Origin of the sequence: Enterococcus sp. DIV0574 (genome assembly GCF_051711125.1) — a bacterium.
GTDB classification, from domain to species: Bacteria; Bacillota; Bacilli; order Lactobacillales; family Enterococcaceae; genus Enterococcus_D; species Enterococcus_D gallinarum.
Window position 1 is genome coordinate 2313932 of the sequence record NZ_JBIOMA010000001.1, and the last position, 25460, is coordinate 2339391.

At 42.2% G+C, this 25460-nt stretch carries 19 protein-coding genes and 1 pseudogene; 4 read left to right on the forward strand and 16 right to left on the reverse strand.

Features of this window, described 5'->3' with window-relative positions:
• Window position 1: 1 nt before the first annotated feature.
• The 14 genes from IGJ45_RS11135 to IGJ45_RS11200 form a co-directional block, all read right to left on the reverse strand.
• Window positions 2-724 carry a metal ABC transporter ATP-binding protein gene (locus IGJ45_RS11135; RefSeq protein WP_208774894.1) on the reverse strand — a complete coding sequence of 241 codons (723 nt, stop codon included), beginning with the start codon at window positions 722-724 and terminating at the stop codon, window positions 2-4.
• Between the two features lie 340 nt (window positions 725-1064).
• Entirely contained in the window at window positions 1065-2030 is a 966-nt protein-coding gene (locus tag IGJ45_RS11140; RefSeq protein ID WP_096710677.1) for a D-2-hydroxyacid dehydrogenase, read from the reverse strand.
• The gene (locus tag IGJ45_RS11145) at window positions 2027-3346 is read right to left on the reverse strand and encodes an APC family permease (protein WP_081131484.1); all 1320 of its coding nucleotides are present in this window, start codon (window positions 3344-3346) and stop codon (window positions 2027-2029) included. The genes IGJ45_RS11140 and IGJ45_RS11145 overlap by 4 nt, the downstream gene beginning before the upstream one ends.
• A 113-nt stretch (window positions 3347-3459) precedes the next feature.
• Window positions 3460-4671 (reverse strand): MFS transporter, encoded by a 1212-nt coding sequence (locus tag IGJ45_RS11150; RefSeq protein WP_029486566.1) that lies wholly within the window; start codon window positions 4669-4671, stop codon window positions 3460-3462.
• A gap of 368 nt (window positions 4672-5039) precedes the next feature.
• Window positions 5040-5624 (reverse strand): YczE/YyaS/YitT family protein, encoded by a 585-nt coding sequence (locus IGJ45_RS11155; RefSeq protein ID WP_003125961.1) that lies wholly within the window; start codon window positions 5622-5624, stop codon window positions 5040-5042.
• Window positions 5625-5731: 107 nt separating this feature from the next.
• Complete coding sequence (locus IGJ45_RS11160; RefSeq protein WP_349703874.1) at window positions 5732-7222, reverse strand: response regulator transcription factor; 1491 nt, start codon at window positions 7220-7222, stop codon at window positions 5732-5734.
• Window positions 7206-8951, reverse strand: a complete 1746-nt coding sequence (locus IGJ45_RS11165; RefSeq protein ID WP_003125959.1) for a sensor histidine kinase — start codon at window positions 8949-8951, stop codon at window positions 7206-7208. Before IGJ45_RS11165 ends, IGJ45_RS11160 begins: the two co-directional genes overlap by 17 nt.
• Window positions 8944-9564, reverse strand: a complete 621-nt coding sequence (locus tag IGJ45_RS11170) for a YesL family protein (protein WP_349703875.1) — start codon at window positions 9562-9564, stop codon at window positions 8944-8946. The genes IGJ45_RS11165 and IGJ45_RS11170 overlap by 8 nt, the downstream gene beginning before the upstream one ends.
• Window positions 9565-9770: 206 nt before the next feature.
• On the reverse strand, window positions 9771-11243 hold the full coding sequence (locus IGJ45_RS11175; protein WP_349703876.1) for an ABC transporter substrate-binding protein: 1473 nt from the start codon (window positions 11241-11243) through the stop codon (window positions 9771-9773).
• Window positions 11244-11265: 22 nt separating this feature from the next.
• Complete coding sequence (locus IGJ45_RS11180) at window positions 11266-12186, reverse strand: carbohydrate ABC transporter permease (protein ID WP_003125954.1); 921 nt, start codon at window positions 12184-12186, stop codon at window positions 11266-11268.
• Window positions 12187-12199: 13 nt separating this feature from the next.
• Window positions 12200-13081 (reverse strand): ABC transporter permease, encoded by an 882-nt coding sequence (locus IGJ45_RS11185; RefSeq protein WP_086269301.1) that lies wholly within the window; start codon window positions 13079-13081, stop codon window positions 12200-12202.
• A gap of 248 nt (window positions 13082-13329) precedes the next feature.
• Window positions 13330-14187, reverse strand: a complete 858-nt coding sequence (locus IGJ45_RS11190) for an ROK family protein (protein WP_005470873.1) — start codon at window positions 14185-14187, stop codon at window positions 13330-13332.
• A 5-nt stretch (window positions 14188-14192) separates the two neighbouring features.
• Window positions 14193-16877, reverse strand: coding sequence for an alpha-mannosidase (locus IGJ45_RS11195; protein WP_409531505.1), 2685 nt, complete (start codon window positions 16875-16877; stop codon window positions 14193-14195).
• A 32-nt stretch (window positions 16878-16909) separates the two neighbouring features.
• Window positions 16910-18199 carry a glycoside hydrolase family 125 protein gene (locus tag IGJ45_RS11200; protein ID WP_349703878.1) on the reverse strand — a complete coding sequence of 430 codons (1290 nt, stop codon included), beginning with the start codon at window positions 18197-18199 and terminating at the stop codon, window positions 16910-16912.
• 155 nt (window positions 18200-18354) lie between these two features.
• Here IGJ45_RS11200 and IGJ45_RS11205 point away from each other — a divergent pair, with 155 nt between their 5' ends.
• Both IGJ45_RS11205 and IGJ45_RS11210 read left to right on the forward strand, forming a co-directional pair.
• A complete protein-coding gene (locus IGJ45_RS11205; RefSeq protein WP_349703879.1) occupies window positions 18355-19425 on the forward strand; it encodes a GntR family transcriptional regulator in 1071 nt (356 codons plus the stop codon).
• An 18-nt stretch (window positions 19426-19443) separates the two neighbouring features.
• On the forward strand, window positions 19444-21621 hold the full coding sequence (locus IGJ45_RS11210; protein WP_086269079.1) for a GH92 family glycosyl hydrolase: 2178 nt from the start codon (window positions 19444-19446) through the stop codon (window positions 21619-21621).
• A gap of 258 nt (window positions 21622-21879) precedes the next feature.
• Here the strand turns inward: IGJ45_RS11210 and IGJ45_RS11215 are convergent, their stop codons facing one another.
• The gene (locus IGJ45_RS11215; RefSeq protein WP_349703881.1) at window positions 21880-22689 is read right to left on the reverse strand and encodes an HAD-IIB family hydrolase; all 810 of its coding nucleotides are present in this window, start codon (window positions 22687-22689) and stop codon (window positions 21880-21882) included.
• 166 nt (window positions 22690-22855) lie between these two features.
• Between IGJ45_RS11215 and IGJ45_RS11220 the strand changes: the two genes are divergently transcribed.
• Window positions 22856-23851 (forward strand): ROK family protein, encoded by a 996-nt coding sequence (locus tag IGJ45_RS11220; protein ID WP_349703882.1) that lies wholly within the window; start codon window positions 22856-22858, stop codon window positions 23849-23851.
• 109 nt (window positions 23852-23960) lie between these two features.
• On the opposite strand, the gene IGJ45_RS11225 is transcribed toward IGJ45_RS11220, so the two are convergent.
• A complete protein-coding gene (locus IGJ45_RS11225; RefSeq protein WP_156247948.1) occupies window positions 23961-24341 on the reverse strand; it encodes a VOC family protein in 381 nt (126 codons plus the stop codon).
• A 292-nt stretch (window positions 24342-24633) separates the two neighbouring features.
• Here IGJ45_RS11225 and IGJ45_RS11230 point away from each other — a divergent pair.
• Window positions 24634-25152 (forward strand): annotated as a pseudogene (locus IGJ45_RS11230) (FAD/NAD(P)-binding protein); the annotation flags it as partial.
• Between the last annotated feature and the right edge of the window lie 308 nt (window positions 25153-25460).

Sequence of the window (25460 nt, forward strand, 5' to 3'; positions counted from 1 at the left end):
CTTAAGCCCCTCCTTTCACGATGATCGTATCGCCGAATGTTTCTTTCAAATTTGTTTCAGTAAAAACAGTCGTCGTCGGACCATATGCGATTAAATGCTGATTCATCATCACTAGTTCATCGAAGTATTCAGTCACTTTGCCTAAATCATGATGAACAATAAAAATTGTCTTTCCTTGTTGGCGAAATTCACGCAGAAGTCCTACAATAATTGCTTCACTCATCGCATCGATTCCTACAAATGGTTCATCTAAAAAAATGAATTCCGCTTCTTGCAGTAATGTGCGAGCGATCAATACTCTTTGGAACTGACCGCCAGATAGTTCGCCGATCTGCCGTTCAGCAAAGTCAGCCATTTGGACAGACTCCAATGCAACGGCGACTTTCTGCCAATCTTTGGCCGTTATTCGTTGAAACAGAGAAAGCTGCGGATAGAGTCCTAATGACACCACTTCTTTTACTGTAATCGGAAATGTATAATCGACTGCAGTCTTTTGTTCCACGTAGGCTATCTTTTTTTGGAACTTATTGAGTGCCATTCCATTCGATGTGACATGTCCTTCAGAAGGGATCAGCTGCAGTGCAGCTTTGATGAAGGTAGATTTTCCCGCACCATTCGGTCCGATGATCCCTACAATGGCCGGCTTATCAACACAGAAAGATACTCCAGAGACAGCTTGATTTTTCCCATCATAGCTGGCGGAAATTTTTGAAAATGTGATCATAGTTTGCGCTCCTTTACATCTATGTTAAAGTATCGTTTATTTATTTTTTAGGTATGCCTAACTTATTTCCAATTATACCGATTCTCCTGTTGAATGCAAGGGATTTTTTACACAAATAAAATCCAATAAGAAAAAATAAAGTGTCCCTTCAACTTCCTTGCCCCTAGCAGATCGTTTTATTCATTCGCCGTTACTTTTAGTGTGACCAAACAAAAAAAGTTTCCACTCCTTTGAGGGAAACTTTTTAAAAGAAAACTTTCTAATCAGCATTCGCTGTTTTTTTCAAAATTTGTGATGAAGAATCAACCTGGAGTACCAATTGTCGGCAATATACTCGTCACTACTCAGATACTACGTTGACTGGTTGATTCTCTAAGAAATGCTTATAATTTGAGACAGCGATAGCTAGCAATCGTTGCCGGGTCTCTAATGGTGCCCACGCAATATGCGGCGTCAAATAGCAGTTAGGCGCATGCAACAATGGATTGTCAGCCGTGATTGGTTCTTTCGAAACAACATCAGCTGCCAGAGCAGCAACTTGTCCAGCTGACAACGCTTCTGCTACCGCTTGTTCATCTAGTAATCCACCGCGAGCAGTGTTGATCAAGATAACATCCTTTTTCATTTGAGACAATGCACGGGCGTCAATCATCCTTTCAGTATCGGGAAATTGCGGTACATGGAGACTGATCACATCTGCTTGTTGAAAGAGTCTCTCCAACGAAACTTGTTCTGCCCATTCAGCCTGCGGCGTTTTTGGTCGATGATTGTAATAGATGACCTTCATTTGAAACGCATGAGCAATTTCAGCGACTGCCTGAGCAATCGCACCATAGCCGATCAAACCGATCGTCTTGTTGGCAATTTCAGTCAGTGGCGTTTGCCAATAAGAGAAATCGGGACTGTTTTGCCAATCTCCTTGATGGACGGATTGGTTGTGCCGCCCTACTTGATTCGTTACCTCAAGTAATAAAGCAAATGTAGCTTGCGCTACTGAATTCGTACTATAGCTGGGAATATTTGTGACGGTAATCCCTTGAGATGCTGCAGCTTGTAAATCCACAACATTGTAGCCAGTTGCCAACACGCCGATATAATCGATGTTAGGGCATGCTTGTAGTATTTCCTTTGTAAGGGGCGTTTTGTTCGTAAAAACAGCCGTTGCTTTGCCGATTCGCTCAATGATCTCCTTCGTATCTGTATAGGAAGTGCGATCATAAATCGTGATTTCCCCTAATCCAGCTAATGGCTGCCAATCTAAATCTCCTGGATTCAACGCATAGCCGTCTAAAACAACAATTTTCATTTTTTTGCTCCTCTCTGTTGGAAATAAAAGACTGGAATCCCTAAACAGGTGATCAAAATACCGATCAATGCAAGCACAGGGGCCGTAAGTATCGTCATTATTAAAATGAATCCGCCCCCTAAAAGAGCAATGATCGGTGTGATCGGGTACAACGGAACCTTGTATGGACGATTGAGCTCAGGTGCTTTTTTTCTTAACAAGATCACACCTACAAACAATAACACACTAAAAAACCACATCACAAAAATCAACATATCCGTTAAGAGATCAAAACTACCCAACAACATCATTAAACACGCAATTGCTAATTGGAAAAAAACCGCCGCATAAGGAGCCTTGGTTTTATTTGTTAATTTAACAAAGGTCGAACTGAATGGAACTTCATTCTCGAGTGCCATGGCATAAGGCACCCGCAATCCGGTCATCGTATACCCATTGAGTGCGCCATAAACTGAAATCAAAATACCAATCGTCACTAGTTTGCCCCCAAAATCACCAAATAACTGCAATGCGGTTTCTGAAGCACTATTTAAGTTTCCAGCAATCTGTTCTAAGGGCAATGTTTTCAAGAAAACAAGATTGATCAGGAGATAAACCAAGGTTACAAAACTTAATCCAAAGATAATCGCTTTCGGAAGATCCTTTTCCGGCCGCTTCATTTCACCAGCAATATTTCCAACACCTAACCAGCCATCATAAGCGAAGAGAGTCGCTAGTAATGCACTGCTGATTCCTGCGATGATCGAACCATCACTTGTTGTAGAAAAATTGATTACCGAGACTGACACTCGTCCTGGTGTCATCAATCCCACTAAAACGATCAATGCGATGGGAATCAATTTGATTGATAATGTAAATGACTGTACGCCTGCGGCGGTTTTTGTCCCTAATAGATTGATCAAACTAACACTGGTACCGGTGATCAACGATAGCGGCAAGAGATAACTTGCGGGCAAATGAAACAGATTCAAACACTGAGTGGCAAAAATAATACTCAACGCTGCTATATTGGCAGGGAAATAAATAATGCTTTGAGCCCATCCTAGCAAGAAAGAAGGCAATTTCCCGTAAATTCGTTCAATGTAGCGAATAGGACCACCAGTTTCTGGTATTGCTGTTGCTAGCTCCGCTACCGTTAGTCCGCCACAGATCGTCAAACAGCCCGCAATCAACCACACAAGCAATGTTAAGCCAGAGGATTGCGTATGTTGGACCACTGCAGCCGCTTTAAAGAACACCCCGGCTCCAATCACAGTTCCCATGACTGTCGAAAGTGCTCCGAAAAAAGTGATTTCTTTCTTTAGTTGACTCTTCAAATACTCACGCTCCTTTTTTTGACTAAATCAAAGTATAGCGGATAGATGCTTTGTTGGCTAGAGTGATTCGTTTGGACCACAAAAAAACAGCTGCTTTTCAACAGCTATCCCTTTTATTTATTTACTGTTGAAACCAAAACTTGTGTACGCCTTTGGTGCATTCGTTTCACTAAGAAAACTGCAAGCAACAAGATCAAAGGAAAGATCCCCGCTCCCAAAATTCCTTGCTGCAAACCTTTGTCGCTGCCTTCTGCCAACAAACCGACCAATGAAGGTCCCAATGAACAACCTAAATCACCCGCTAAGGCTAGGTAAGCAAACATTGCTGTACCTCCATTACGAATGTATTTTGTCGTTAAACTAAAAATTCCCGGCCACAATATACCGACAGCAAATCCACTCAATCCACAACCGATAAAGCCTAGAATTGGGACACTTGATAACCCGATCAGCAAATACGCCACCAAGCATAGCAATAAGCTTGCAAACATAAATTTCCGTAGATCGATACGTTCGCCAAATTTCCCATAATACAGACGAGCAAGTCCCATCATGATCGCAAACAACATTGGACCCGCAAGATCACCGACCGTTTTGGACACACCAAGTCCTTGCTCTGCAAAAGTGGATGCCCATTGACTAACTGATTGTTCACTTGCCCCGGCACAGACCATCATGACTAGAAACAGCCAAAAGCTTTTCAATGAGAACAGTTCACGATTCTTCAGTCCTACTTCGCCTTCTGCTACGATTGGTGCTAATGGAACTTGAGTAAAAACAACCAAATTGACCAGCGGCAAAATAGCCCAGATCAATGTAAGAAATGGCCAACGAGCAATACCGAAGACAAAGAAAAAGAGTGTTGAGACTAAGACGACCCCAACATATCCCCAACAATAAAACGAATGCAGCATACTCATGGTTTTTTCTTTATTCGGGGTTGGACAAGCTTCGACGATTGGGCTCACTAATACTTCCAGAAGTCCGCCACCAATTGCATAGAGGAAGACTGCCGTCAATAAACCGGTAAAAGGGGTCGGAAAGATAAGTGGAAAAACAGCCAACCCAATCAATCCTACAGCCGCAAAAAAATGCGCCGCGACAATCGAGATACGATAACCAATCCGATCGACAAAAAAGATCGCTGCAAAGTCCACACCCAGCTGCGTTAGAAAATTAAATGTAACCAAAAGCGTGATTTGACTTAGCGGAATCTGATACTGTGTTTGAAATGTCAAAAATAATAAAGGTGCAAAGTTATTGATGATTGCTTGAACAATATACCCAGCAAAGCAAGCAATGATCGTTCGTTGATAATTTTTCATTTTTACCTCCTCCAGATTTGTTTAGTATAGCAAGAGAACTTTCACAATCGCCATGGAAAATGCTATTCAAATTGCTAGAGTATGTTCTCTTTTTTGGTGTATTATCAGTTGAAAAATGCTCCCTACTGGTATTGCAAGTCAGATCTCAATAAAGCTAGTGGTGATAAGTGCTAGTATCATAAAAAAAAACGAATCTCCCCTGCCGATTTCAGCAATCTGGAAATATCGTTTTTTTTTTGAAACACAACGATTGAAGATCTCTACTGGCTGAAGATCCTTGGTCGTTGTACTAATTCTGTCCAACAGTTCTTTTATTTTGAATAAGTTGTCCGAAAAGGATTATACTTGCGCTTTTCCGAGACAGCAGATTAGTTGGAATGTGCTGCCAGCATTTTGACTGTGGCTTCAAAAATTGGTCCAATAAAGATGATACAGAGCAATGTACCGATACCGACATTGGCACCCAAACCAAAGCCAATCAAGACCATCGCTGCATCCAAGCCGATCCGGATCGTCTTTTGGGTCAGCTTTGTACGTTTATAAATCAGCGCAGTTAGTGCTTCTAATGCTGCTGATCCTTGATTTGAAGAGACATAGATCCCTGCCCCAACGCCGAACAAGATGGGGGCGATGAAAATCGCCAACCAAGAATAGAATGGCAAATGAACAAAAATCTTATCCATAACCGGCTCAAAAATCCCAATCAGCAAACCAAGACCGATCCCATTGATATAACTGCCGATTCCAAGCTCCTGGCGATCGAAAATAGCTACGATCAATAAGACGACCAGATTAAAACATAGACTGGCGATCCAAAACGGAACAGACACATAATTCAAGATTCCCAGCAAAAATGTACTGATCGTATCATACCCCTGATGGGCAGTGATCAGCAATGAAATTGCTAACGCAATCAAACACGTACCTAACAAGATTTGCCAAATTTTTTTCACGACATCACTCTCTTTTCCAATTTAGTTTTCTAGACTCTCTTAGTGTACCTTGCCGTTTCAGAGATTACTACTATTTCTTTTATCTGTCTAAAAAACCCTTCAAGCGGTCAATCCAGTGATTCGTAACTTTGCTCATACTTCTCTCGAAATTCTTTTGGCGTCAGACCATTCAATTTCTTGAACATCTTTGAAAAATAATTCGTATTATTGTATCCGATCGCATCGGCAATCTCATTAATTGTTTGTCCCGTATGCAGCAGAAGCTGCTGAGCTTTTTTGATCCGAATAAAATTGACGTATTGATTAAAGCTTAATTCCGTTTCTTTTTTGAACACTTGTCCCAGATAGACTACACTAACATGCAGAGCTTCGGCAGCCGATTTAACCGTCAGCTCTTGCGTATAGTGCTCTTCAATCATGCCAACCGCTTTTTGAACAATCTCAGAATAACGCTTTTGCTGAGGCTGGTCTTTGGCCAACTGCAAAATCTCGTTGAAGAGTTGCCGCAGTACCTGGATCGTATTCGATGCTCGAATCCGAGTGATGATGCGATCATAATTTTCTCTAGTCAAAACAGGGAACTGGCGGTAAATATCATTGAATAATAGAAAGGCTACGTAACGGACATGCTCAGGGTCAGCCTGCATCCCCTCGAGACTTGAAAAGATTTTGTCTAATTCATCTTGAACGGTTTTTGTATCCCCGATCGTCAATGCTTTATTGAAAGAGAGAAAAGGTAGCGCTTCGTTGCGGTCTAAGATATCGACTTGAATGATTTGTTCATTAAGCAGCAAATCCGGGTAAAAGGTCTGCAGTGATTGGACTTGCTTGATTTTCTCATACCCTTTGTATAAGTTTTCCCATTCATTGATCGTTTCACTGACCACCAATTGCCAATCCCCTGCTAGAATCGCTGACAGTTCTTTGAGCAGACACCAGAGACGTTGACGTTCACCATAAAAAACGATCAGCACCTGATTCTCTCCCAATCGTCCTGGCAGTAGCAATGGCTGTTCTTTTTCGACAAAAAAACGAAACCCATTTTCTAAGATTTCAGGTGTCCCTGTCAGCTGTAGAATCGTATAAGGCGGATGGATGGGTTGTGTGGACTGTTCCAATAATAAGTGGTACTCACTTTCATTTAATTCATCATTCAGCCAAAGCAACAAGCTGGATTCTCGATACAAGTCATTTTGTTCATCGATTCGTTGCTGATGTGCCAGTTCCTCCGCAATTGCCTGCACACTTTCATAGAGTTCGACCTTGTTGACTGGCTTAACGAGATAATTTCGGACTCCTAACTGCATGCCTTGCTTCACAAATGCAAATTCTTGGTAACCAGATAAGATGATGGAAAAAAAGGTATTGCCTTTTGCCTGTGCTTTAGCGATCATATCAATCCCATTCATTTCCGGCATGCGAATATCAGTGATCAGTAGATCAATGGCTTGTGTTTCTAAATATTCCAACGCTTCAGAAGCGCTTTTAGCTGTGTGAACGACTTCAAAGCCTAATTCTTGCCAAGGAATGATCATCTTTAGGCCTTCTAGAATCATGTACTCATCGTCCACAAACATGGCTTTATATAAACTCATCATTCAACATCTCCTCATCGATCGCAATGGAAATCTTGAATCCGTGATTTTTTTCAGATTCAACTTCCATCTGATAATGATCGCCAAACATCCCCCTTAATCGTTCATGAACATTTTTCATGCCTATGGATGTTTGTACGACGACTCGATCATCTGCAAGCTCTTGGCGGATCATCGCTAATTGCTCTGGATCTGCTCCTTTTCCGTTGTCCCGTACTTGCAAAAGAATCTTGCCATTTTGTCGGAAGGCTTTGATACTGATGGCATTATCATTTCGCTGATAGTCGATTCCATGCACAAAATAATTTTCTACTAAAGGTTGCAAAGTGAACTTAGGCAAGAGCAGATGTTTCAGGTCTTCTTCGATAGTTACGTGATAGGCGATTTTATCCGGATACCTCATTTGATACAAGTAAACGTATTTCTCACAAAACGTCACTTCTTCTGCCAATGTTTTGATCTTTTCCTGTGTCGTATTGTTGCGCAAAAGTGCCGAAAAAGCGTATACGACATCCGCTAATTCTTCCTGCTGGCGGCTCAATGCGTACATCCGAATGTATTCGAGTGTATTGTATAAGAAATGAGGATTGATCTGAGCCTGCAATGCCCGCATATCCGCATCCCGCTGTTTGATTTCCAGGGTATAGATGTCCTCAATGTAGTCATTGATACTGCCTGTCATTTGATTGATCGCCTCGGCGATTGTTTTTAATTCTTGTTGAACCCCCGTGGTATCAATACGCTCATTAAAATCTCCGTGACTGACTTTTTGGGTTGCTTGAACGATCTGTTTGACCTGCTGGGTGTAACGCTTGAACGTACGATGCAAAATCAATAGCAGCACAAAAAGAATCAGCGTACCGCAACCAAAAATCAACAATGTATAATTTAGGACATCCCGCCAAATCACTTGCTTATCTAGTAAAACCAGCGTGATTTCTCCGTTGATATTCCCTTGTTTTTTTATGTAAAAATCATGGGACAATTTCGGCACGATCTCTTTTTGATTATTGGCCATTGCTTGATCGATTTTGTCGATCATCGCCTGATTCAGATTCGGTGCATCTTTATAGAGACGCTGTCCACTGCTTGTGTATATGAAACTTTTGATACCGTGTTCTCTATTTTCATCACTACGATTAGCTAATACGTTTTCTTCATTAAATACCACAAACACTTGTCCCATTGGTTGCGCAAAATTACTCGGTTGTGCGATCGACCGCGCAAAATATAGGCGATTTTTCAATTGGATCTGGTCGCCCCGCAGTTTCTCTCCGTAAGGTCTGTCTGGTGTAGCAACTAAATATTCTTTGCTTTCATCCAATTGAACAATGATTTCTTCAATGTCAGGATGACTGCTGATCAAACGGTAAAGGATATTTGGTAGATAAATATTTTGTCCTGATTGTCGAAACATATCATTACTATAGGAAAAATAATCGGCGATCGATAACTGTAAATAGTTGCGTAATGATTCAAAGGTGGCATCCGAACTGGTGAATTCTCCTAATACTTCAGAAACAATCGTATTACGCTCTTGGATATATGTATCTAAATACGTGCTTGTTGCATCGACGAGTCGATTACTCATCCGAAACCGATCCACACCCGTATAGACACTCAACCCTAACATGATCAAAATCGAAATCAGAATCAACAAGGCACTATAAAGCTGCATCAATTGATTGATCAGGAAGTCACGCTTGAAAAGGGCTAAGATTCGTTTATTCATATTGCAGTTTTCCATCGATCAATGCACGGTCTTTCCGGGAAGCAGAATGGACCCATAATAAGATCAAACTGAAGGTACCAAATAAAAACAATCCTTTCATGCTCCAAGTAAACACCAAAATACATACGAGACCAAAAATGACTTTAGCGAAGGTGCCAAAATTTAGAAATAAACTGACAAATGCCAGTTTGATCGTATTCAATAAAGAGGTTTCATAAATTGATTCAAACAATAAACTATACAAATACAGTAAAACCAAGAGACCACTTACTACTACTAGCAAAAAGTCGATCATCAGCCACAGTAGTCCTTGGATCTGACTGGAGAGATACAAATTATACGCTGCGATCGCCAACAAACCGAAAAATAAATAAAAACGGGCGTTGGCTCGCCAAAAGTTTTGCTTCCAACAGCGAAAGGCCTTCCTAAACGTTTGGTCCTCGTAAGATAACCCCTCTTCTTCGATCAAATCACTGATGGTTTGAAATGCCGGACCAACCCCAAACAAAACTGCGCCCATCATTGTAAACAATACGAAGAAAAGATTCAGTTTAATGACCGCCCAAATCAGACGAAAAGCCTTCACTAATCCTCCACTTGTTGTCTCTTTCATTCTTCCTCATCCCCTCTTGGTATTTGCCCGTTTTATTATAGCGTTTTTTTGTCACTTCTCAAAATGCGAGTCTTTACTTTTTCTGTCGCTTATCGCCGCTTATTCTATCTTATTCTATTATGTACAACAAATGAGGAGTGACGAAATCATTCATCGGCTACTCCTCATCTGCTCCTACGCGCAGTTGCTCCGCTTATTTTAACTAATTATTTTCCAGATTCACGGTATTCGTCGAATTGTTTTTGCATTTCATCACGAACTTTGTCCCAACCAGCTGTTTTCAATTCTTCCACTAGTTTTGGCACATTTTCTTCTGGATCAATGGTCCCTGTTGCTAGACTTGCTTTGTAACGATTCATCACATTGGCGATGTTGGTGATTTCAGTCTTCACACTATCTGTTTTAAAGTTGAAACCTAAAATTGGTGATTCTTCGGCTTTAGCAATGTTTTCGTCACGTTCTTTGATCATTTCATCAGTGATCGATTCTTGCGTATACAAGATCATATTGTTCCCAGTATTCCATGCCGCCATGTGAGTGTTTGGTTTGTAGCCATCCAACAATTTGATTTTGTTATCTTGCCCTTCCACTTTTTCCCATGCTTCTCCTTCAACACCCCAGACAAGTCCATTCAACAATTCAGGGTCGCTGTTTAACAAACCAAGGAATTCGACAGCTTTTTCTTTGTTTTTAGAAACATTTGCCACCACAAAGTTCGCCATTTGGGCTTGCCCTGTTGATTTCAATTGTTTGGTAAGCGGACGAGAAATCAATTCGTGACCGGCAGCATTGTTCAAAATTGTATCGCCGTAATCCATTGGTCCTTGGGTTTCTTCACGCATAAACCAAGTATTTCCTTCTAATGGATAGCCAGTGGTATTGGTTGCGGCATCTGTTGGGATCAATCCTTCTTTATACCATTTGTGCATCAATTTCAAGTTTGCCATTTGTTCGTCATCTTCATATGGGTTGATGATTTTTGTAGTGTCTCCGTCAAGTTTGACCGCAAATGGATAGTCTTTCCCCATGACATAGTCATAGTTCCCTGAAATGTTGAAGGTTTGACCAATTGCGAAGCTGGCAATATTCGGTTCCTTATCATGGAATTTTTTCAAGGCATCTTCTGCATCAGCATAAGAATTGATATTGCTGATATCAATGTCGTATTTATCGAGATATTGTTTGTTGAATGTCAATACTTGTTGCGCATACACGTTTCCATTAACAGGAAAGGCATACAGCTTCCCATCGATGGTGTTGCCTTTGATATATGCTTCATCTAATTGATCATAAGCTTCCTTAGCATATTTTGGTGCGAGGTCGGTCAGATCCGCATATGCTCCTTTTTGGGCATTTGCCACAAAATTAGATGCAAAAGAGATATCATAGTTCTCGCCAGAAGAAATGATCGTACTCATTTTTTGATCCCAATCGCCCCAGCCGATGTACTGTAGGTCGATCCGTGCATTGATTTTTTCCTCGATCCGTTTGTTGGCGATCTCCATCAATTGATCAAAGTTCTCTGGTTTGTCCCCGACTTGATACATCAACAAAGTCGTTACGCCATCCGCACTATTAGAATCAGAATCCGACGACTCCCCGTTTGACCCGCAAGCAGCTAAGCTCAACAGCATTGCTGAAGCGAATCCTGCAAACATTGTTTTTTTCCACGATTTCATTTGTTTTCCTCCTATATCCTTATTATTCTTTGACACCGCCAATTGTCAAGCCACCCACGAAATATCGTTGGAAAAATGGGTAAGTAATGGCAATTGGCAATGTTGCTACTACAACGATTGCCATCCGAGCAGTCTCGTTTGGCAATGCGGCCAATCCACCTTGAACTTGAGCAGCCATACCGGTACTTTTAGCTAAATAATCCAAGTTCGATTGAATCCGCATCAATAGTGCTTGTAACGGCACTAGTGAATCCTTTTGAATGTATAACAATGCATTGAACCAATCATTCCAGTAACCAAGTGCCGCAAATAAACTGATCGTAGCGATTCCTGGAACCGCTAATGGTAAGACGATCGAGATGAAAATCTTCATTTCGCTGGCACCATCGATCCGAGCTGACTCAATAATACTGTCTGGCACAGTCTTCTTGAAGAAAGTCCGCATCACTAAAATATTGAAAGGACCTAATGCAATCGGTAAAATCAATGCCCAAATCGTATCTTTTAATTGAATCAAATTAACCATTACTAGGTAATTGGCTACCATTCCTGGGGCAAAAAGCATCGTTACCAATGCAAAGAGCGTAAAGAATCGCCGAAATGGGAAATTGGAACGAGAAATCACATAGGCATACAATGAAGTCATCGTTGCATTGATGACTGTCCCGAAGACGGTGATAAAGACGGAGATCCCAAATGCTTGAAAAATCTTACTGCTCATGGCGCCACTAAAGAGATAGCTATAGGCGGCAAAAGAAAATTCACCGGGCCAAAAGCGGTAGCCATTCTCAGCTAGCGAGGTTTCACTCGTCAGAGAAATTGCAATTACAAATAAAAATGGTAAGACACAAGAAAAGGCAAATAGCGCCAAAACAATATTGAAAATCAGGTTGACCGTTGGATTAAAGGAACGGACTTCGACCTTTGCTACTTTCTTTTTCATTCGTCCATCCTCCTTAGAATAATGCTGAATCTGGTTCTAATTTACGTACCACTAAGTTGGCAGCTAAGAGCAAGCACATACCCACTACGGATTGATAAAGTCCGGCGGCAGCAGTCATGCCAAAGTCACCTGTGGCCGTCAAGCCGTTATAGATGTAGGTATCTAAAACGGAAGAAACTTGATACAATGCACCTGAGTTGCGAGGAACTTGGTAGAATAGACCAAAGTCGGCCCGGAAGATCCCGCCAATATTCAAAATCAATAAGACAGAGATCATCGGCAATAATTGCGGCAGTGTCACGTTTTTGATTTGCTGCCATTTATTGGCCCCGTCCACCATCGCTGCTTCATAATAGGTTTGATCGATACCCATCACCGATGCGTAATAAATGATACTGTTGTAGCCCAAGCTCTTCCAGACGTTCATGAACACAAAGATAAATGGCCACCATTTTGGATCGGCATACCAGTTGATTCCTTCACCACCCATGTTGGTGATCCATTGATTGATAATTCCCTTGTCAGGGCTCAAAAAGGCATAGACAAAATAGGAAATAACTACCCATGAAAGAAAATAAGGCAGCAATGACATGGTATGATACACTTTGACCAATCGCTTGTTCCGCAATTCACTCATCACGATCGCAAAGGCGATGGCAAAAAATAGATTGAATGCTAGAAACACGATATTGTAAAGCAATGTATTTCTAGTGATCAGCCAAGCATCATTTGATGCAAATAAAAATTTGAAATTATCAAACCCGACCCACGGGCTCTGTTGCAGACTGGCAAAAAATCCGTCTGGTGAAAGACGAAAATCTTTGAATGCAACGACATTGACAAATACTGGAATATAGAAAAAAAAGATGAACCAAATGACACCGGGAAGTGCCATTAAGATAAGTGCTTTAAATTGCCACACATTTTTCCAAAATCCCTTTTTCTTCACATTTGATCAACTCCTTCTGCTATAAGAATAACGCTTTCATTGTGAATAATTAAGGAACAAACTAAAGGTAAAAAGAAACAAATTAAAGATTTTGTCTTTTCTATTATCTTTTGTATGATTTTCCCCATCGATCAAAAGACGATTTTTCTTCACAAAAAAACAAGCAGCACGTATTGCTGCTTGTTTTACTTTTTTTATTGGGCTTCTTTTCCTAATAACAGACTGCCAATAATGCCGCTTTTGTTCGGCAGCCCCCAAGCAACAATGTATTCTGTGACTGTCGGTGTTTCCATGTAACCAGCCATTTGCTCAGTAAACTGATCGTGGATTTTCGTCAAAAGATGCGGTTGGTTCATCACTCCGCCTCCTAATACAATTCGATCAGGGGCAACTGTCAAAGTGATATTCACAAGTGCTTGCCCAATATAAAAGGCTTGTAAATCCCAAATCTCATGATCTTTTGGCAAATGTTGTCCTTTGATACCTGTCCGTGCTTCCAGTGAGGGACCAGCTGCTAACCCTTCCAGACAATCTTTGTGATAGGGACAGGTGCCGACATAATCGTCCTGCGGATGCCGTTTCACAAAAGTATGCCCAACTTCCGGATGACCTGCGCCTTGGAAGATTTCCTCATTGATTACGATTCCAGCTCCAATACCAGTGCCAATAGTTAGATACACGCAGCTGCGCATTCCTTGTGCTGCACCTTGTTTCAGTTCCCCAAAAGCCGCAGCATTGACATCTGTCGTCCAGGCAAAACGAGTGGCGGGATACCGTTTTTTCAAAGTCCCTAAAAAATCAAACTGCTGCCAGCCTTTTTTGGGTGTTGCTAAGATTTTGCCATACGTTTCTTGTTGAGGATCGATCCCAATCGGACCAAATGATCCTACCCCCATGGTGGCTAAGGTGTACTTATCAAAAAAAGCAAAAATAGCAGCCATCGTTTCCTCTGGTGTCGTCGTAGGTAGTGAGCACTCATCAATGATAGATCGTTCATCAGCGACCGCACAATTCATTTTTGTTCCACCGGCTTCAATTGCACCATAAAACATCTTTTTCACTCCTTCAAACCGATTGTGCGAATTTCATAAGCAGCCAGTGTTTCTCCGACTGATTGAGGCTGTTCTTCTTCCAACAAATTAAGCAGGCAACGATCTGTCTTTTCTTTCTTCGCGACAAAAGGTGTTGCTGTATCGGCAAGATTGTACCCTCTTAGAACGAGCAAGTCATCTTGGCGACGACGTTTAAGAGCCGTGATCGCCACTGTAGCGCCATTGGCTTCCACGAATTGTGACTGTTTTTCTAATAGACCTGAGTGGATGGCTGTTTGCCGGGCGATCCAAGGCACTTGAGCTGCTTGTGCTTGTCGATAGGTTTCGTAGCGTTCGTTGGCTTGAGCATGCAACTCAATCCCGTACTCAAATGTATGCTTACCGATACATTGCGCTTCTGGTGTTGGGAAATAGCCCCAATCGCCAAGTTCTCCTGTGCATCGTAACAATGTCAAACAAATTTTGTCTTCTACGATCTCGTATTCATTCAAACCAGTATTGGAAACTGTGACGCCGAAATCTTCCTCATGTAAATTAACAAATGCGTGTTGATGCTGCGGATTTGTCGGATTTTGCCAATGACTAGAGACTTTATTCGGCCTTCTAACTGCTTCATAGATACTATCAGCTTCATGTTGATCCGTATGGATACCCGTAGGGAAAAGCGCCCGTAACCGGTGGTCTTTGCTTTGGTTGTTCACTGTCGTTTTAAAACTGATTCGTTTACTGTTGCAGTCCAAGCGAATTTCTGTTTCCAAGGTAAATGGCACTGTTTGTTGCGCCCTTTGTGCTTTACGGAAACGGAAATCGACGACTGCTTTTTGTTCTTCAAGTAATTGCTCATCAGCCGATACTGGAATTTGCATCATCTGCGTTACTTTAACGACGCCATAAAGAGCAGAATTTGCGATGACCTCAATTTGATGAGGAAAAGCTGTTGAGTAAATGGCGCGGTCCCCTTCAGGTTGTTTGAAAATATACTCATTGCCGATATCGCCAACATCTTCAAAAACCAATAAATCCGTCAATTCTTTCCCGGTTGCTTTTTCTTTGATGGTCAGACTGCCGTTTGAAGTGATCGTTGCTTGGACAAACGCGTTTTCTAAAACACGACCATCTGCTGAAACGATTTTTTCTGTCGTAGATGCTACTTGTGGCTTGTCAGCCTCAATCAGTGCAAAGGTCTGCCATGAAAATTCCGGCATTTGATACACTTGGACTTGTACATTGACAAAACGCTTCATAAAAGGAATCCGAAAAGCGTCTTTCGGTAATTCATAGTCAAAAAGCACTTCTTCTTCGCTGATTTTTGCCGGTAAGATCTTTCCTTCAGAATCAATGATTTGGTAAGAACCTTTAGGCTGTTGCTGCAACTCTTGATATAACCGGCTAGGAAGCCCTTCTCGGAATGTTTTCCGGATCAGTTCTACTTCCACTTCAACGATGCCCGAACGTGTCGTCCCTGAGGTATTAAAAACTACAAATGGTCGGCTTTCTTTTGGAAAAGCGGAAGTATCGATGGCATTTAGCAACTGTGCTACTGCTTCATCAGCGACATATTTGCCGATTTCATTGGCTTTTTCAAACCGCGGCATCATCTCCCGATGCACTTCGTCCACCGAACAGCCACAAATACTGTCATGAGGATGATTTTGCATCAATAGCTTCCAAGCGTGGTCCAGCACATCGTGGGGATACTTCTTCGTTACCTCATACGCCATCGTTGCTAATGGTTCAGCCACATTTTCCAATTGACGTGAGACGCGCGTATTCCATTGTTTCAAATAAACCCGCGAGGAGGCCGTGTTGGCTAGCGTATACCAGCCGTCTGTCTCTTGACTTGTCAATTCGCCGCTCACGGTCCCAAGGTCTGCTGGCAAATCCGCTTGAACTGCTGCAAGGTACTCTGTGAACCCAGCATGCTTGAATTCATAATCAGGGAACAATTCATTCGCTAAGCGGATCGCTTCACTGATATTTTTTTGGACAGGCTGATGATCCACCCCATTCATCATCAAGTAATGATTTGTCGAACCAAATTTCTCAACATCTTGCAATTTTTGAGTCCAAAACTGGTGTGCTTCTTCCCGATCAACCGGAATCTCATTGCCATTGGAATACCAGTTGGCAAAAAGTAGACCAAAGATCTCACTGCCATCTGGACCTCGCCAATTCATTTCTGAGTATTGGGAGGTAAACTGATCATCCGGTAAAACTTCGTTATCAAACCCGATTGGCTTAACTCCTCGACCAAAAGCTGCACTGTGTAAGTTGGCTTGCTTCATCATTTGCGGCGTTTGGCCCATATTCCCGAATGTATCCGGGAAATAGCCCAGCATGACGGGTGTTCCCCATTTTTTGCTTTCAGCCATCCCAATCAACATGTTGCGGGTATTGGACTCTGAACTAATCAAAAAGTCATCTTGAAGAATATAAAAGGGACCAATTTGTAATTTTCCTTGATCGATTGCTCGTTTGACCGCTGCCCGCTTTTCCGGACGAACTTCCAAATAATCATCTAGGATAATGGTCTGACCATCTAAATGAAAACTGTGGAACTCAGGATCTTTCTCAAACAATTCCAATAGATCATCCATCAATTCAATCAAGCGCATATGGTGTTGCTCATAAGGCATATACCACTCACGATCCCAATGACTATGAGATACGATATAAATTTGTTTTTTCATTGTCTAACTCCTCTCGTTTTTGCCGGAGATGCTTATTTTTCTACTCGAATATCAAAGTAATCCATGACAAGCTCACAAAACATCATATTGGCCCATGAGAACCATTCCCGGGTATATTTCGTCGGATCATCCACATCGAATCCTTCATGCATCAAATGGGTGCCAGCATCGGTTGCAACTAATTGATTGAGGATTCGTTCTTTCTCCGCCTTATCTGGTGTCGTCATGCCTTCCATTGCCATCGCGATCGGCCACACATAGTTTTCTGGTGTATGAGAGCTTCCGATCCCCTTCGCATATTTTCCTTCATAGAAGTAAGGATTTTCGGAACTGAGCAACGTTTTGCGTGTGGCTAAATAGGTTTCATCTTGATCTGATCCGTAACCTAAATAAGGGGCGGCAATCAAATTCGGTACGTTGCTATCATCCATCACAGTGGCATTGCCTTGACCATCGACTTCATAGGCATAGATCGTTTGACCCGCTTGATTGGTGGTTTTGCCAAACGCATCGATCCCTGCTTGGATCTCTGATTGGAGCTGTTTTGCTTGAGTAACAATCTCTGGTTCATTCAAGATAGAACTAAAAATCTCAACAATGTAGCCTAAAACCACTACAGCAAACATATTCGAAGGAACCAGATAACCATAAGCACATGCATCGTCACTGGGACGAAATCCCGACCAGGTCATACCAGTTGGTACGACAGGCGCTCCTTTCCCGTCATTGATCAAGGTATCTTCTTTACGCCATGTTTCTCTCTCAAAGCGATAAGGAGATTCTTGATGATTTTGTTCCGTGGCAAAAACATGAAGGGCTTTTTTGATACCGCTCACAAAATCGTCATTAAACTGATCTGTTCTGCCAGTATTCTTATACAACAGGTACGCCAATTGAATGGGATAACACAAAGAATCGATCTCATATTTTCGTTCCCAGATCCAATCATTCATCTCTGTCAAATCGCTTTGATGCCCGGCGCCATTTGCTGCTTCATTAAAGGCATTGGCATAAGGGTCGATATTGATATAAAAAAATTGCTTCTTGACTAATCCGCTGATCATCGCTGCCAGCTCTTCATCTTCCTTGGCAATTACTAAATAAGGCCGTACCTGCGCGGTTGAGTCTCGCAACCACATCGCCGGAATGTCCCCTGTCAGTAGAAATGTTGTGCCATCTTCATGGCGTTTGACCGTTGTCAACAATGTGTTAGCAAAAGCAGCATTGAAGTTTTTTGCCCAATCCGCATGTTCACTTCCGCAACGTTCGGTTATTTCCTGCATAAAGTTTGCAACTGAATTTGGTATTTCTTGATAAGCCATTTGGTCACCGTCCTAAATTTGATATATCATTTTACGAATTCAGTATAACGATGTTTCTCAGCATTGTCTAGTGCAATTTGACAAAACTCTATTTTCAATTTTGAACGAATATGCTATCCTGTGAATATGATATATCAAAAAAAGGAGATCAACTCATGAAAGAACCATTATACAAAAAAATTTATCACGAATTGTATGAGCAGATTCAAAGCGGTGAGTTAGCTCCGGAAAGCCGTGTCCCTACTGAAAAGGAATTGTCAGAGAAATACCAAGTGAGTCGCATCACCTCCAAGCGAGCCTTAACTGAATTGGAACAAAATCAGCTGATCTATCGTATTCAAGGAAGTGGCAGTTTTGTTCGTAGACCGATCCAAACACAATCAAAGGGGAAAGTGCTGTTTATTTTACCCTTCGCGAATGACCTTTCCCTTGGCAATTTTACGGAAGGCATCTATCCAGTCATGCAGGAACAGGGATTCGAATTGATGCTGACACCTGTTGATTATCTGGAGCAAACCACGGCCGAAGCTTTGACAGAAGAATTTGACGGAATGATCTACTACGCTAACAACACGAATTCAAATTATGATCTGCTTTTCGAACTGGCTTCACAAGGGTTCCCTGTCGTCACACTTGATAAAGCACTGCATGAGTTCTCATTCCCAGCTGTTTTGGCAGACAACTTTGAAGGAGGACAGTTAGCGACTGAACATCTTTTGGCACAAGGTCATCAACGCATTGGCTATATTTTTGGTGAACGTCACCATCCACAGTCTGTCCGCCAACGTTATCTAGGCTATGTGGATCAATTAAAAAAGCAACAGTCGTCTTTTCGAACAAAACTTGATGATCCTCAGGCACTTTTGTCATCAGCTGTTAGTTATATTCAAGAGAATCAGTTGACTGGGGCTGTCTGCGAGAATGATCTTGTCGCCATCGAATTGATGCGCCAATTGAAACAAGTTGGGGTTCAGGTTCCAAAAGAGTTTGCTGTGATCGGCTTCGATGACATTCAAGCGGCTGCATTGGTGGATCCACCTCTCAGCACTGTAAAACAAAATTTTGCCGAGTTGGGTCGTTTGGCTGGTACAAAATTAGTACAGTTGATTCAGTCAACTGCTGCCGACTTATCTACGCTCGCCAAAGAAGATGAGTCTGCAACAGCGAATCAGAAAGTCGCAGTCACTTTAGTTGTCAGAGATTCAACAATTGACCAAAAACAATGACATAAAGGAGCAAACAAAATGAAAGTAACAATGATCGATACGAGGCATGGGACAGATAATCAATACAGCTTTTCTCACGGCAACTGTCTCCCTTATACAGGGGTTCCGTTTGGCATGAACTATTTTGCCCCTCAAACAAGCGACCAACGTGGAAGTTGGTGGTTCCATCCTGAAGACCGTACGTTTCAAGGATTTCGACTGACCCATCAGCCAAGCCCTTGGATGGGCGATTTTAGTCACCTTACTTTTTTGCCTATTAATGGGAAGCTATCAGAAAATACACTATTTCATGCCCAAAGTTCCTATCGTCCAGAAGAAAGTGTCTTCAATCCAGCTTGTTTACAAGTGAAAAGCCAACGCTACCAACTCACTACAACATTGATCCCAAGCATGTACGGAGGCATTCTGGCTCTAGATGGTGCAGTGACTGATCCTGGCTTAGGAATCTCTTTGCCTGGGCGCTATCAGCTGCAGCAAGTCGACGAACAGACCGTCAAAGGACAGGTCATCAATTACTCTGGCTGTGAAGACAATGACTTTGCTTTTCACTTCATCTTGCGTTTTGAAACAGCTGTTCATGCGATTGAAGGGGAATTATCAGGAGAAAATGGCTTTGTGGTGATTCGTTTTGAAGAAAAAAATCAGCAAACGATCCGTTTGGGGACATCCTTTTTAAGTTCTCAGCAAGCCTTTCTGAATCTCAGCCGTGAGTTGGATCAAACAACAGCTGACTACTTGTCTAATGCGCAGCAATCATGGGAAAATTACTTGAATCGAATAGATATCAAGCACCACGATCCAAAACAAGTTTCAACTTTTTATCATAATTTTTATCGGTTGTTTTTATTCCCACAGACTTTTTATGAACGAGATCAATCTGGTCAAAAAATCCATTACGATACACTTGCCAAGACCATCAAACCAGGACCGCTTTATACAAACAATGGTTTCTGGGATACTTACAAAACAGTCTACCCACTCTTTTCTCTGATTGCGGTCGAGCAGCTAGAAGATATGTTGGAAGGATTTTTGAACAGCTTTAAAGAAAGCGGATTCTTGCCAAAATGGTTATCACCTGATGAGCGAGGGCTGATGCCAGGTACATTGATCGATGCTGTGATCGCTGATGCCTGCGTCAAAGGAATTCGACCTGACTTGATGCCAGAGTTCTTAACAGCTATGAAGAAAGCAGCCTCCATTCAGAGTCCAAATCCAAATTACGGCCGGCAAGGAACTGCCGATTACTTGAAATACGGCTATGTTCCTAGTGAGTACCATGAATCTGTCAATCATACCCTTGATTATTGTTACAGTGATTTTTGCATTGCCCAAGTGGCAAGTTCTCTGGCTGACCCTGAAGCAAGCTACTATCAGCAGCAAGCAAAAAACTATTTAGCGATCTTTGATTCAGAAACAGGCTTTATGCGAGCAAAAGACAAAGCCGGTGATTTTCGGACGGATTTTGATTCCTATCGTTGGGGTCGTGATTATGCAGAAGGGAGTGCGTGGCAAAGTAGCTTTGCTGTGTTCCATGATTTTGCTGGCCTGATCGCAGCTCATGGCGGCAAACAATCCTTTGAACAAAAACTGGTGGATTTGTGCAATCAAGCTCCCCATTATACTACCGAGGGCTACGGTTTTGAGATTCATGAAATGAGTGAAATGGCGGCTTTGGATTTTGGTCAGTTAGCTATCTCGAATCAACCTAGTTTCCACTATCCTTATCTCTTTAGTTACATTGGCAAACCAGAAATGGCACAACCATTGATTAAACAATTGCTGACCCAATGTTTCGATGATTCTCCAAAAGGGTATCCTGGAGATGAGGACAATGGCAGCATGTCCGGTTGGTATGTTTTTAACGCATTAGGTTTCTATCCTGTCACTCCTGGTACCGGCGAATACGTTTTGGGGATGCCTTTGCTTGACGAAGCGACACTCTTTTTGTCGAATGGAAAAGAACTTAAAATCCACAGCACGCCAAATCAGCCGCAGCAGCAATTTATCGACAATGTGACTCTAAATGGTAAACAACACTCTCGGTTGTTCTTTACTCATGATGAACTGATCGCTGGTTCGACGATCCGCTATACTCTAGGCATCGTTCCCCGCAGTAAGACTTGGTCAGCGGAAGCTTATCCTTATAGTCTGTCGCATAGTCAAGAGTCGAATGAAGACCATAATGAAAATCGGTAGGTACCTTTTTTAAAGAACGAGCAATACCGAAAGAAAAAAAGGTTGCGACATAAGGATCAACCAAACTAAACTATCTGAATGACAGTAATTGAATTGCGCGAGGTATTTCCCACTTATGGAGATACCCTGCTGACCGCAGGACAATTACAACAACCTTCAGATAGTCAGTTTGTTGAAGAACTTATGTTGCAGACCTTTTTTTGCTGGTTGCTCTTTTGCAGCTATCAATCAATGAACCGATAGCCTAAATCGATTAGATCAATGCTTAGATTCCTGTAACGCCAAAATCAGTTCAATGGTTCGCAGCACACCATTTTCATCATTGGAGCGGGTCACAAAAGCTGCAGCTTCCTTGATTTCCTCAAAAGCATTTTTCATTGCAAAGCTGTAGGTGCCAGCGGCCATTAATTCGCTGTCATTCAATCCATCCCCAAAGACCATCGTTTCTTGGGGACTCACTGCCAGCAAATTCTGTAATTGGGCTACTGTTGTCCCTTTATGGACACCTTGATTAGTGATATCGATCCACGCAGCTTCTGAAGCAACGATGTAGGCATCTGCTGCAAAAGAAGACAGCTGCTTGACGCTATCGAAACAACGTAACTTAGGATCATATACCGTCACTTTCACGAAGTCTTCTTGGATCTCACTATAACTGGTGACCGTTTTGACAACACGATAAGAACCTCGAACCCGGGCTGCATTTTCTTCCGTTGTCGTTTCCTTGATATAAGCGACTGTTGGGGTACAAGCAATGATCACATGGTCATCTGCTATTTTTTCTAATCGTTGGATCAAACGCTGCCCCAATGCATTTGGGAGTAAGGATTCAAAAACATAGCCTCCTTGATGTTTGATTCGTGTGGCACTATCCCCTAATATCCAGATTTTCGCTGCTTGATCCCCAAACAGTTCTTCTACGCGCTCGCACTGCTTGCCAGTACAAGCGGCAAAGGCTATCCCTCTTTGTTCCATCATCTGGCTGACTTTATCAAAATAGGTTTGATCAAAGGCCCCCTGGCTATTTAAAAATGTTCCATCTAAATCTGTAATGATCAGTTTGATCATCTCATTCCACATCCTTCGCCGCGTCGCTGCCGCTCTATTTATTTAACTACCTTAATTAAATATACTTATTTAACTGAAAACCGTCAATCGCTTTAGGAACTTTCTTTACATTGCTGCGCTTCATCGTTATACTTAATAAACTAGGTTCACTAAAGGAGGCAATAACATGTCTGCCAATAAAAACTTGATTCGCCACCAGAATATTCAAGTCGTCTTAAAAGAATTGTTTCAAAAAGGGACCTCTTTTGCATCCGATCTGGTAAAAGAGACCGGCATCAGCATGGTGACGATCAATTCTTTATTAAAAGATCTTGTTTCAGAGGGAATGGTAACGAAAGGCAAGCTCGTTCAAAGAGAGATTGGGCGCCCAGCTATCGAATATTGCTTTAACTATAAGTACTCAAAATCATTGTTGCTCGCTTTGATAGAAGTAAATCGTCAATTGGAGTTGAGAAGCTACCACATCGATTTGAAAGGAACGATCTTAGCTGCGCAGCACCAAGCTTTTTCCGAGATCACACCGACAGCCTTTCAGAATCTTGTCCGACAATCTATCGAAGCTTTCGCTGATGTCGAACAGATCGCTGTGCTGTTGCCAGGAAAAATCAGTGAGGGTGTCGTGACTTCCAGCTGGTATGAAAAGTTTGATGGATGGGATCTTGACCAGTTATTCAAGGAGATTACGCCTATTCCTTGCTTTTATCAAAATGATGCCCATTTGCTGACCGTTGGCCATTGTATCGCCAAGCAGATTTCTCTCTCGGAAAACATCGTAGGTATTTATAATCCCGAAAACAGCATGCCAGGGATCACGTTGATCTTCAATGCTTCTCTGTTAGAAGGCCAAAATGCGCTTGCTGGAGAAGCAAAATACTTACCAGGCTTTATCGACAAAGGTGCTCCAAAAAGTACTCAAGAATTGGTGGCCCGCTTATCTGCTTTAGTGCCTTTTTATAATGCTGCTTTTGCTCCTGATCACTTTGTTTTTGCCAGTACAGCAGCAATAGAAGAAGACTTGCTAGCGGCTATCACTCACGACCCTTTTATTACCAAACAGCCGAATCATCCTGTATATACCTTTGTTCACGACTTCGACCAAGCCATGATCTTGGGTATGCACTGGCTGCTTTTCCGCAATACCCCCTACGATCTATCTTACTAAACCTTTCCGTTGGGCATTGGGAGTTGCGCCAAAAAAACGAACGAGTAGATCTCTCCTTTTTGCAGGCGAAAAGTTACGCCAAATCAGGGGACCACCGTTCGTTTTTTGTTTACGCAACAGTAATTTCGATCAAATTCCCTTCAGGATCTTGGATCACCGCTTCATAATAACCATCCCCTGTTGTGCGGGGACCGCTCAGCAGAGGAAAGCCATCTGCGACAAAACGTTGGGCATAAGCATCCACTTCCGCTTGGCTTTTCAGAGCCATCGCTAAGTGCGTGTAACCCAGTGTATCTGTTCCACCAGGGTGAAGATGCTGCTTTGTCGTTAATTCGATACGACTGCCAGAATCAAAACGCAAAAAATAAGATTGAAACCCAGTCTTGGTGTTGTGATATTTTTCAGAACGTTGGGCACCAAAATACGTTTCATAAAATTCGGCCATTTTTTCTAGATCACGAACCCAAATGGCAATGTGTTCCACAAACATTGTATCCCTCTTTTCGCTTTTTTATGAAAAGAATCCACTTTACTTGTCCTTTAATCATGCACATCCAAATTCTTCTCTTATTCATTGTATCGAAGTTTCTTCTTTCCAGCAATTTTATTCCTATCACAGAGCAATCCTCTTTCTTCTTATTTCCTCTTATTTTAAGCCATTACTTGAATGGTTTTTCTGAAATCAGTCGCAATAGTTGCAGTTCCTCAAAATTTTCTCTAAAGTGAAAGAAAATAAGTCATCGATCAAAAAAGATTCTCCAGTTTGCGAAGGAGGAATGAAAATGAACATCGCAATCATCGGTGCTGGACCACGAGGACTGTCACTATGTGAAAGGTTGATTGCTCAAGCAAGTATCAATCAGCAGTCTCTATCTCTCACATTGATTGATCCCTATCCCCCTGGAGGCGCTATTTGGCAAACGAATCAACCGCAAAGTTTGCTACTCAATTCTGTGACCAGTCAAGTCACCCTTTTTACTGACGAAACGCTAGAAACTGGCGGCCCGATCAACCCCGGTCCCAGTCTTTACGAATGGGCAAAAAAAGACGGTAGGAATTTTGCTAAAAAAAATCAGCCCTCACTGGTATCAGAAATTGACAAGTTGGATCCTGACGGTCATTGTTCTCGCGCATTATACGGGCTGTATCAGAAATGGTTTTATCAGCAATTGATTGAAACATTGCCCCCATTCATCACATTCACGTATTTGCAGGAAAACGCCATCGGCCTAATACCGAAACAAACGCACTATTTACTAAAAACAGACAGGCATTCTCTTCAATCGGACCGAGTGATTCTGGCAGTTGGGCATCATCAAGTCTCGCTCACTGAAGAAGAAGATCGATTAAACGAATTCGCCCGCCAAAAAGGCTTTTTGTATTCTCCGCCTCAGAATGCAGCGGATGTCGATTTTAATAAAGTTAAAGGCGGAGAACACGTTATTCTCCGAGGTCTAGGATTGGCGTTCTTTGATTATGTCACCCGTTTGACCACTGATCGCGGCGGTGTCTTTATTGGTTCTGATCGCCTTCGCTACATTCCTTCTGGCAATGAACCAACAATCATTGCCGGATCAGGAAGAGGTTTGCCATACCACGCACGAGGAGC

Coding starts and splice junctions, on each gene's coding strand:
- IGJ45_RS11135 (WP_208774894.1), bottom strand. CDS start 724: ATGATCACATTTTCAAAAATTTCCGCCAGCTATGATGGGAAAAATCAA.
- IGJ45_RS11140 (WP_096710677.1), bottom strand. CDS start 2,030: ATGAAAATTGTTGTTTTAGACGGCTATGCGTTGAATCCAGGAGATTTA.
- IGJ45_RS11150 (WP_029486566.1), bottom strand. CDS start 4,671: ATGAAAAATTATCAACGAACGATCATTGCTTGCTTTGCTGGGTATATT.
- IGJ45_RS11160 (WP_349703874.1), bottom strand. CDS start 7,222: ATGATGAGTTTATATAAAGCCATGTTTGTGGACGATGAGTACATGATT.
- IGJ45_RS11165 (WP_003125959.1), bottom strand. CDS start 8,951: ATGAATAAACGAATCTTAGCCCTTTTCAAGCGTGACTTCCTGATCAAT.
- IGJ45_RS11170 (WP_349703875.1), bottom strand. CDS start 9,564: ATGAAAGAGACAACAAGTGGAGGATTAGTGAAGGCTTTTCGTCTGATT.
- IGJ45_RS11175 (WP_349703876.1), bottom strand. CDS start 11,243: ATGAAATCGTGGAAAAAAACAATGTTTGCAGGATTCGCTTCAGCAATG.
- IGJ45_RS11180 (WP_003125954.1), bottom strand. CDS start 12,186: ATGAAAAAGAAAGTAGCAAAGGTCGAAGTCCGTTCCTTTAATCCAACG.
- IGJ45_RS11185 (WP_086269301.1), bottom strand. CDS start 13,081: ATGGCACTTCCCGGTGTCATTTGGTTCATCTTTTTTTTCTATATTCCA.
- IGJ45_RS11190 (WP_005470873.1), bottom strand. CDS start 14,187: ATGTTTTATGGTGCAATTGAAGCCGGTGGAACAAAAATGAATTGTGCG.
- IGJ45_RS11195 (WP_409531505.1), bottom strand. CDS start 16,877: ATGAAAAAACAAATTTATATCGTATCTCATAGTCATTGGGATCGTGAG.
- IGJ45_RS11200 (WP_349703878.1), bottom strand. CDS start 18,199: ATGGCTTATCAAGAAATACCAAATTCAGTTGCAAACTTTATGCAGGAA.
- IGJ45_RS11205 (WP_349703879.1), top strand. CDS start 18,355: ATGAAAGAACCATTATACAAAAAAATTTATCACGAATTGTATGAGCAG.
- IGJ45_RS11210 (WP_086269079.1), top strand. CDS start 19,444: ATGAAAGTAACAATGATCGATACGAGGCATGGGACAGATAATCAATAC.
- IGJ45_RS11215 (WP_349703881.1), bottom strand. CDS start 22,689: ATGATCAAACTGATCATTACAGATTTAGATGGAACATTTTTAAATAGC.
- IGJ45_RS11220 (WP_349703882.1), top strand. CDS start 22,856: ATGTCTGCCAATAAAAACTTGATTCGCCACCAGAATATTCAAGTCGTC.
- IGJ45_RS11225 (WP_156247948.1), bottom strand. CDS start 24,341: ATGTTTGTGGAACACATTGCCATTTGGGTTCGTGATCTAGAAAAAATG.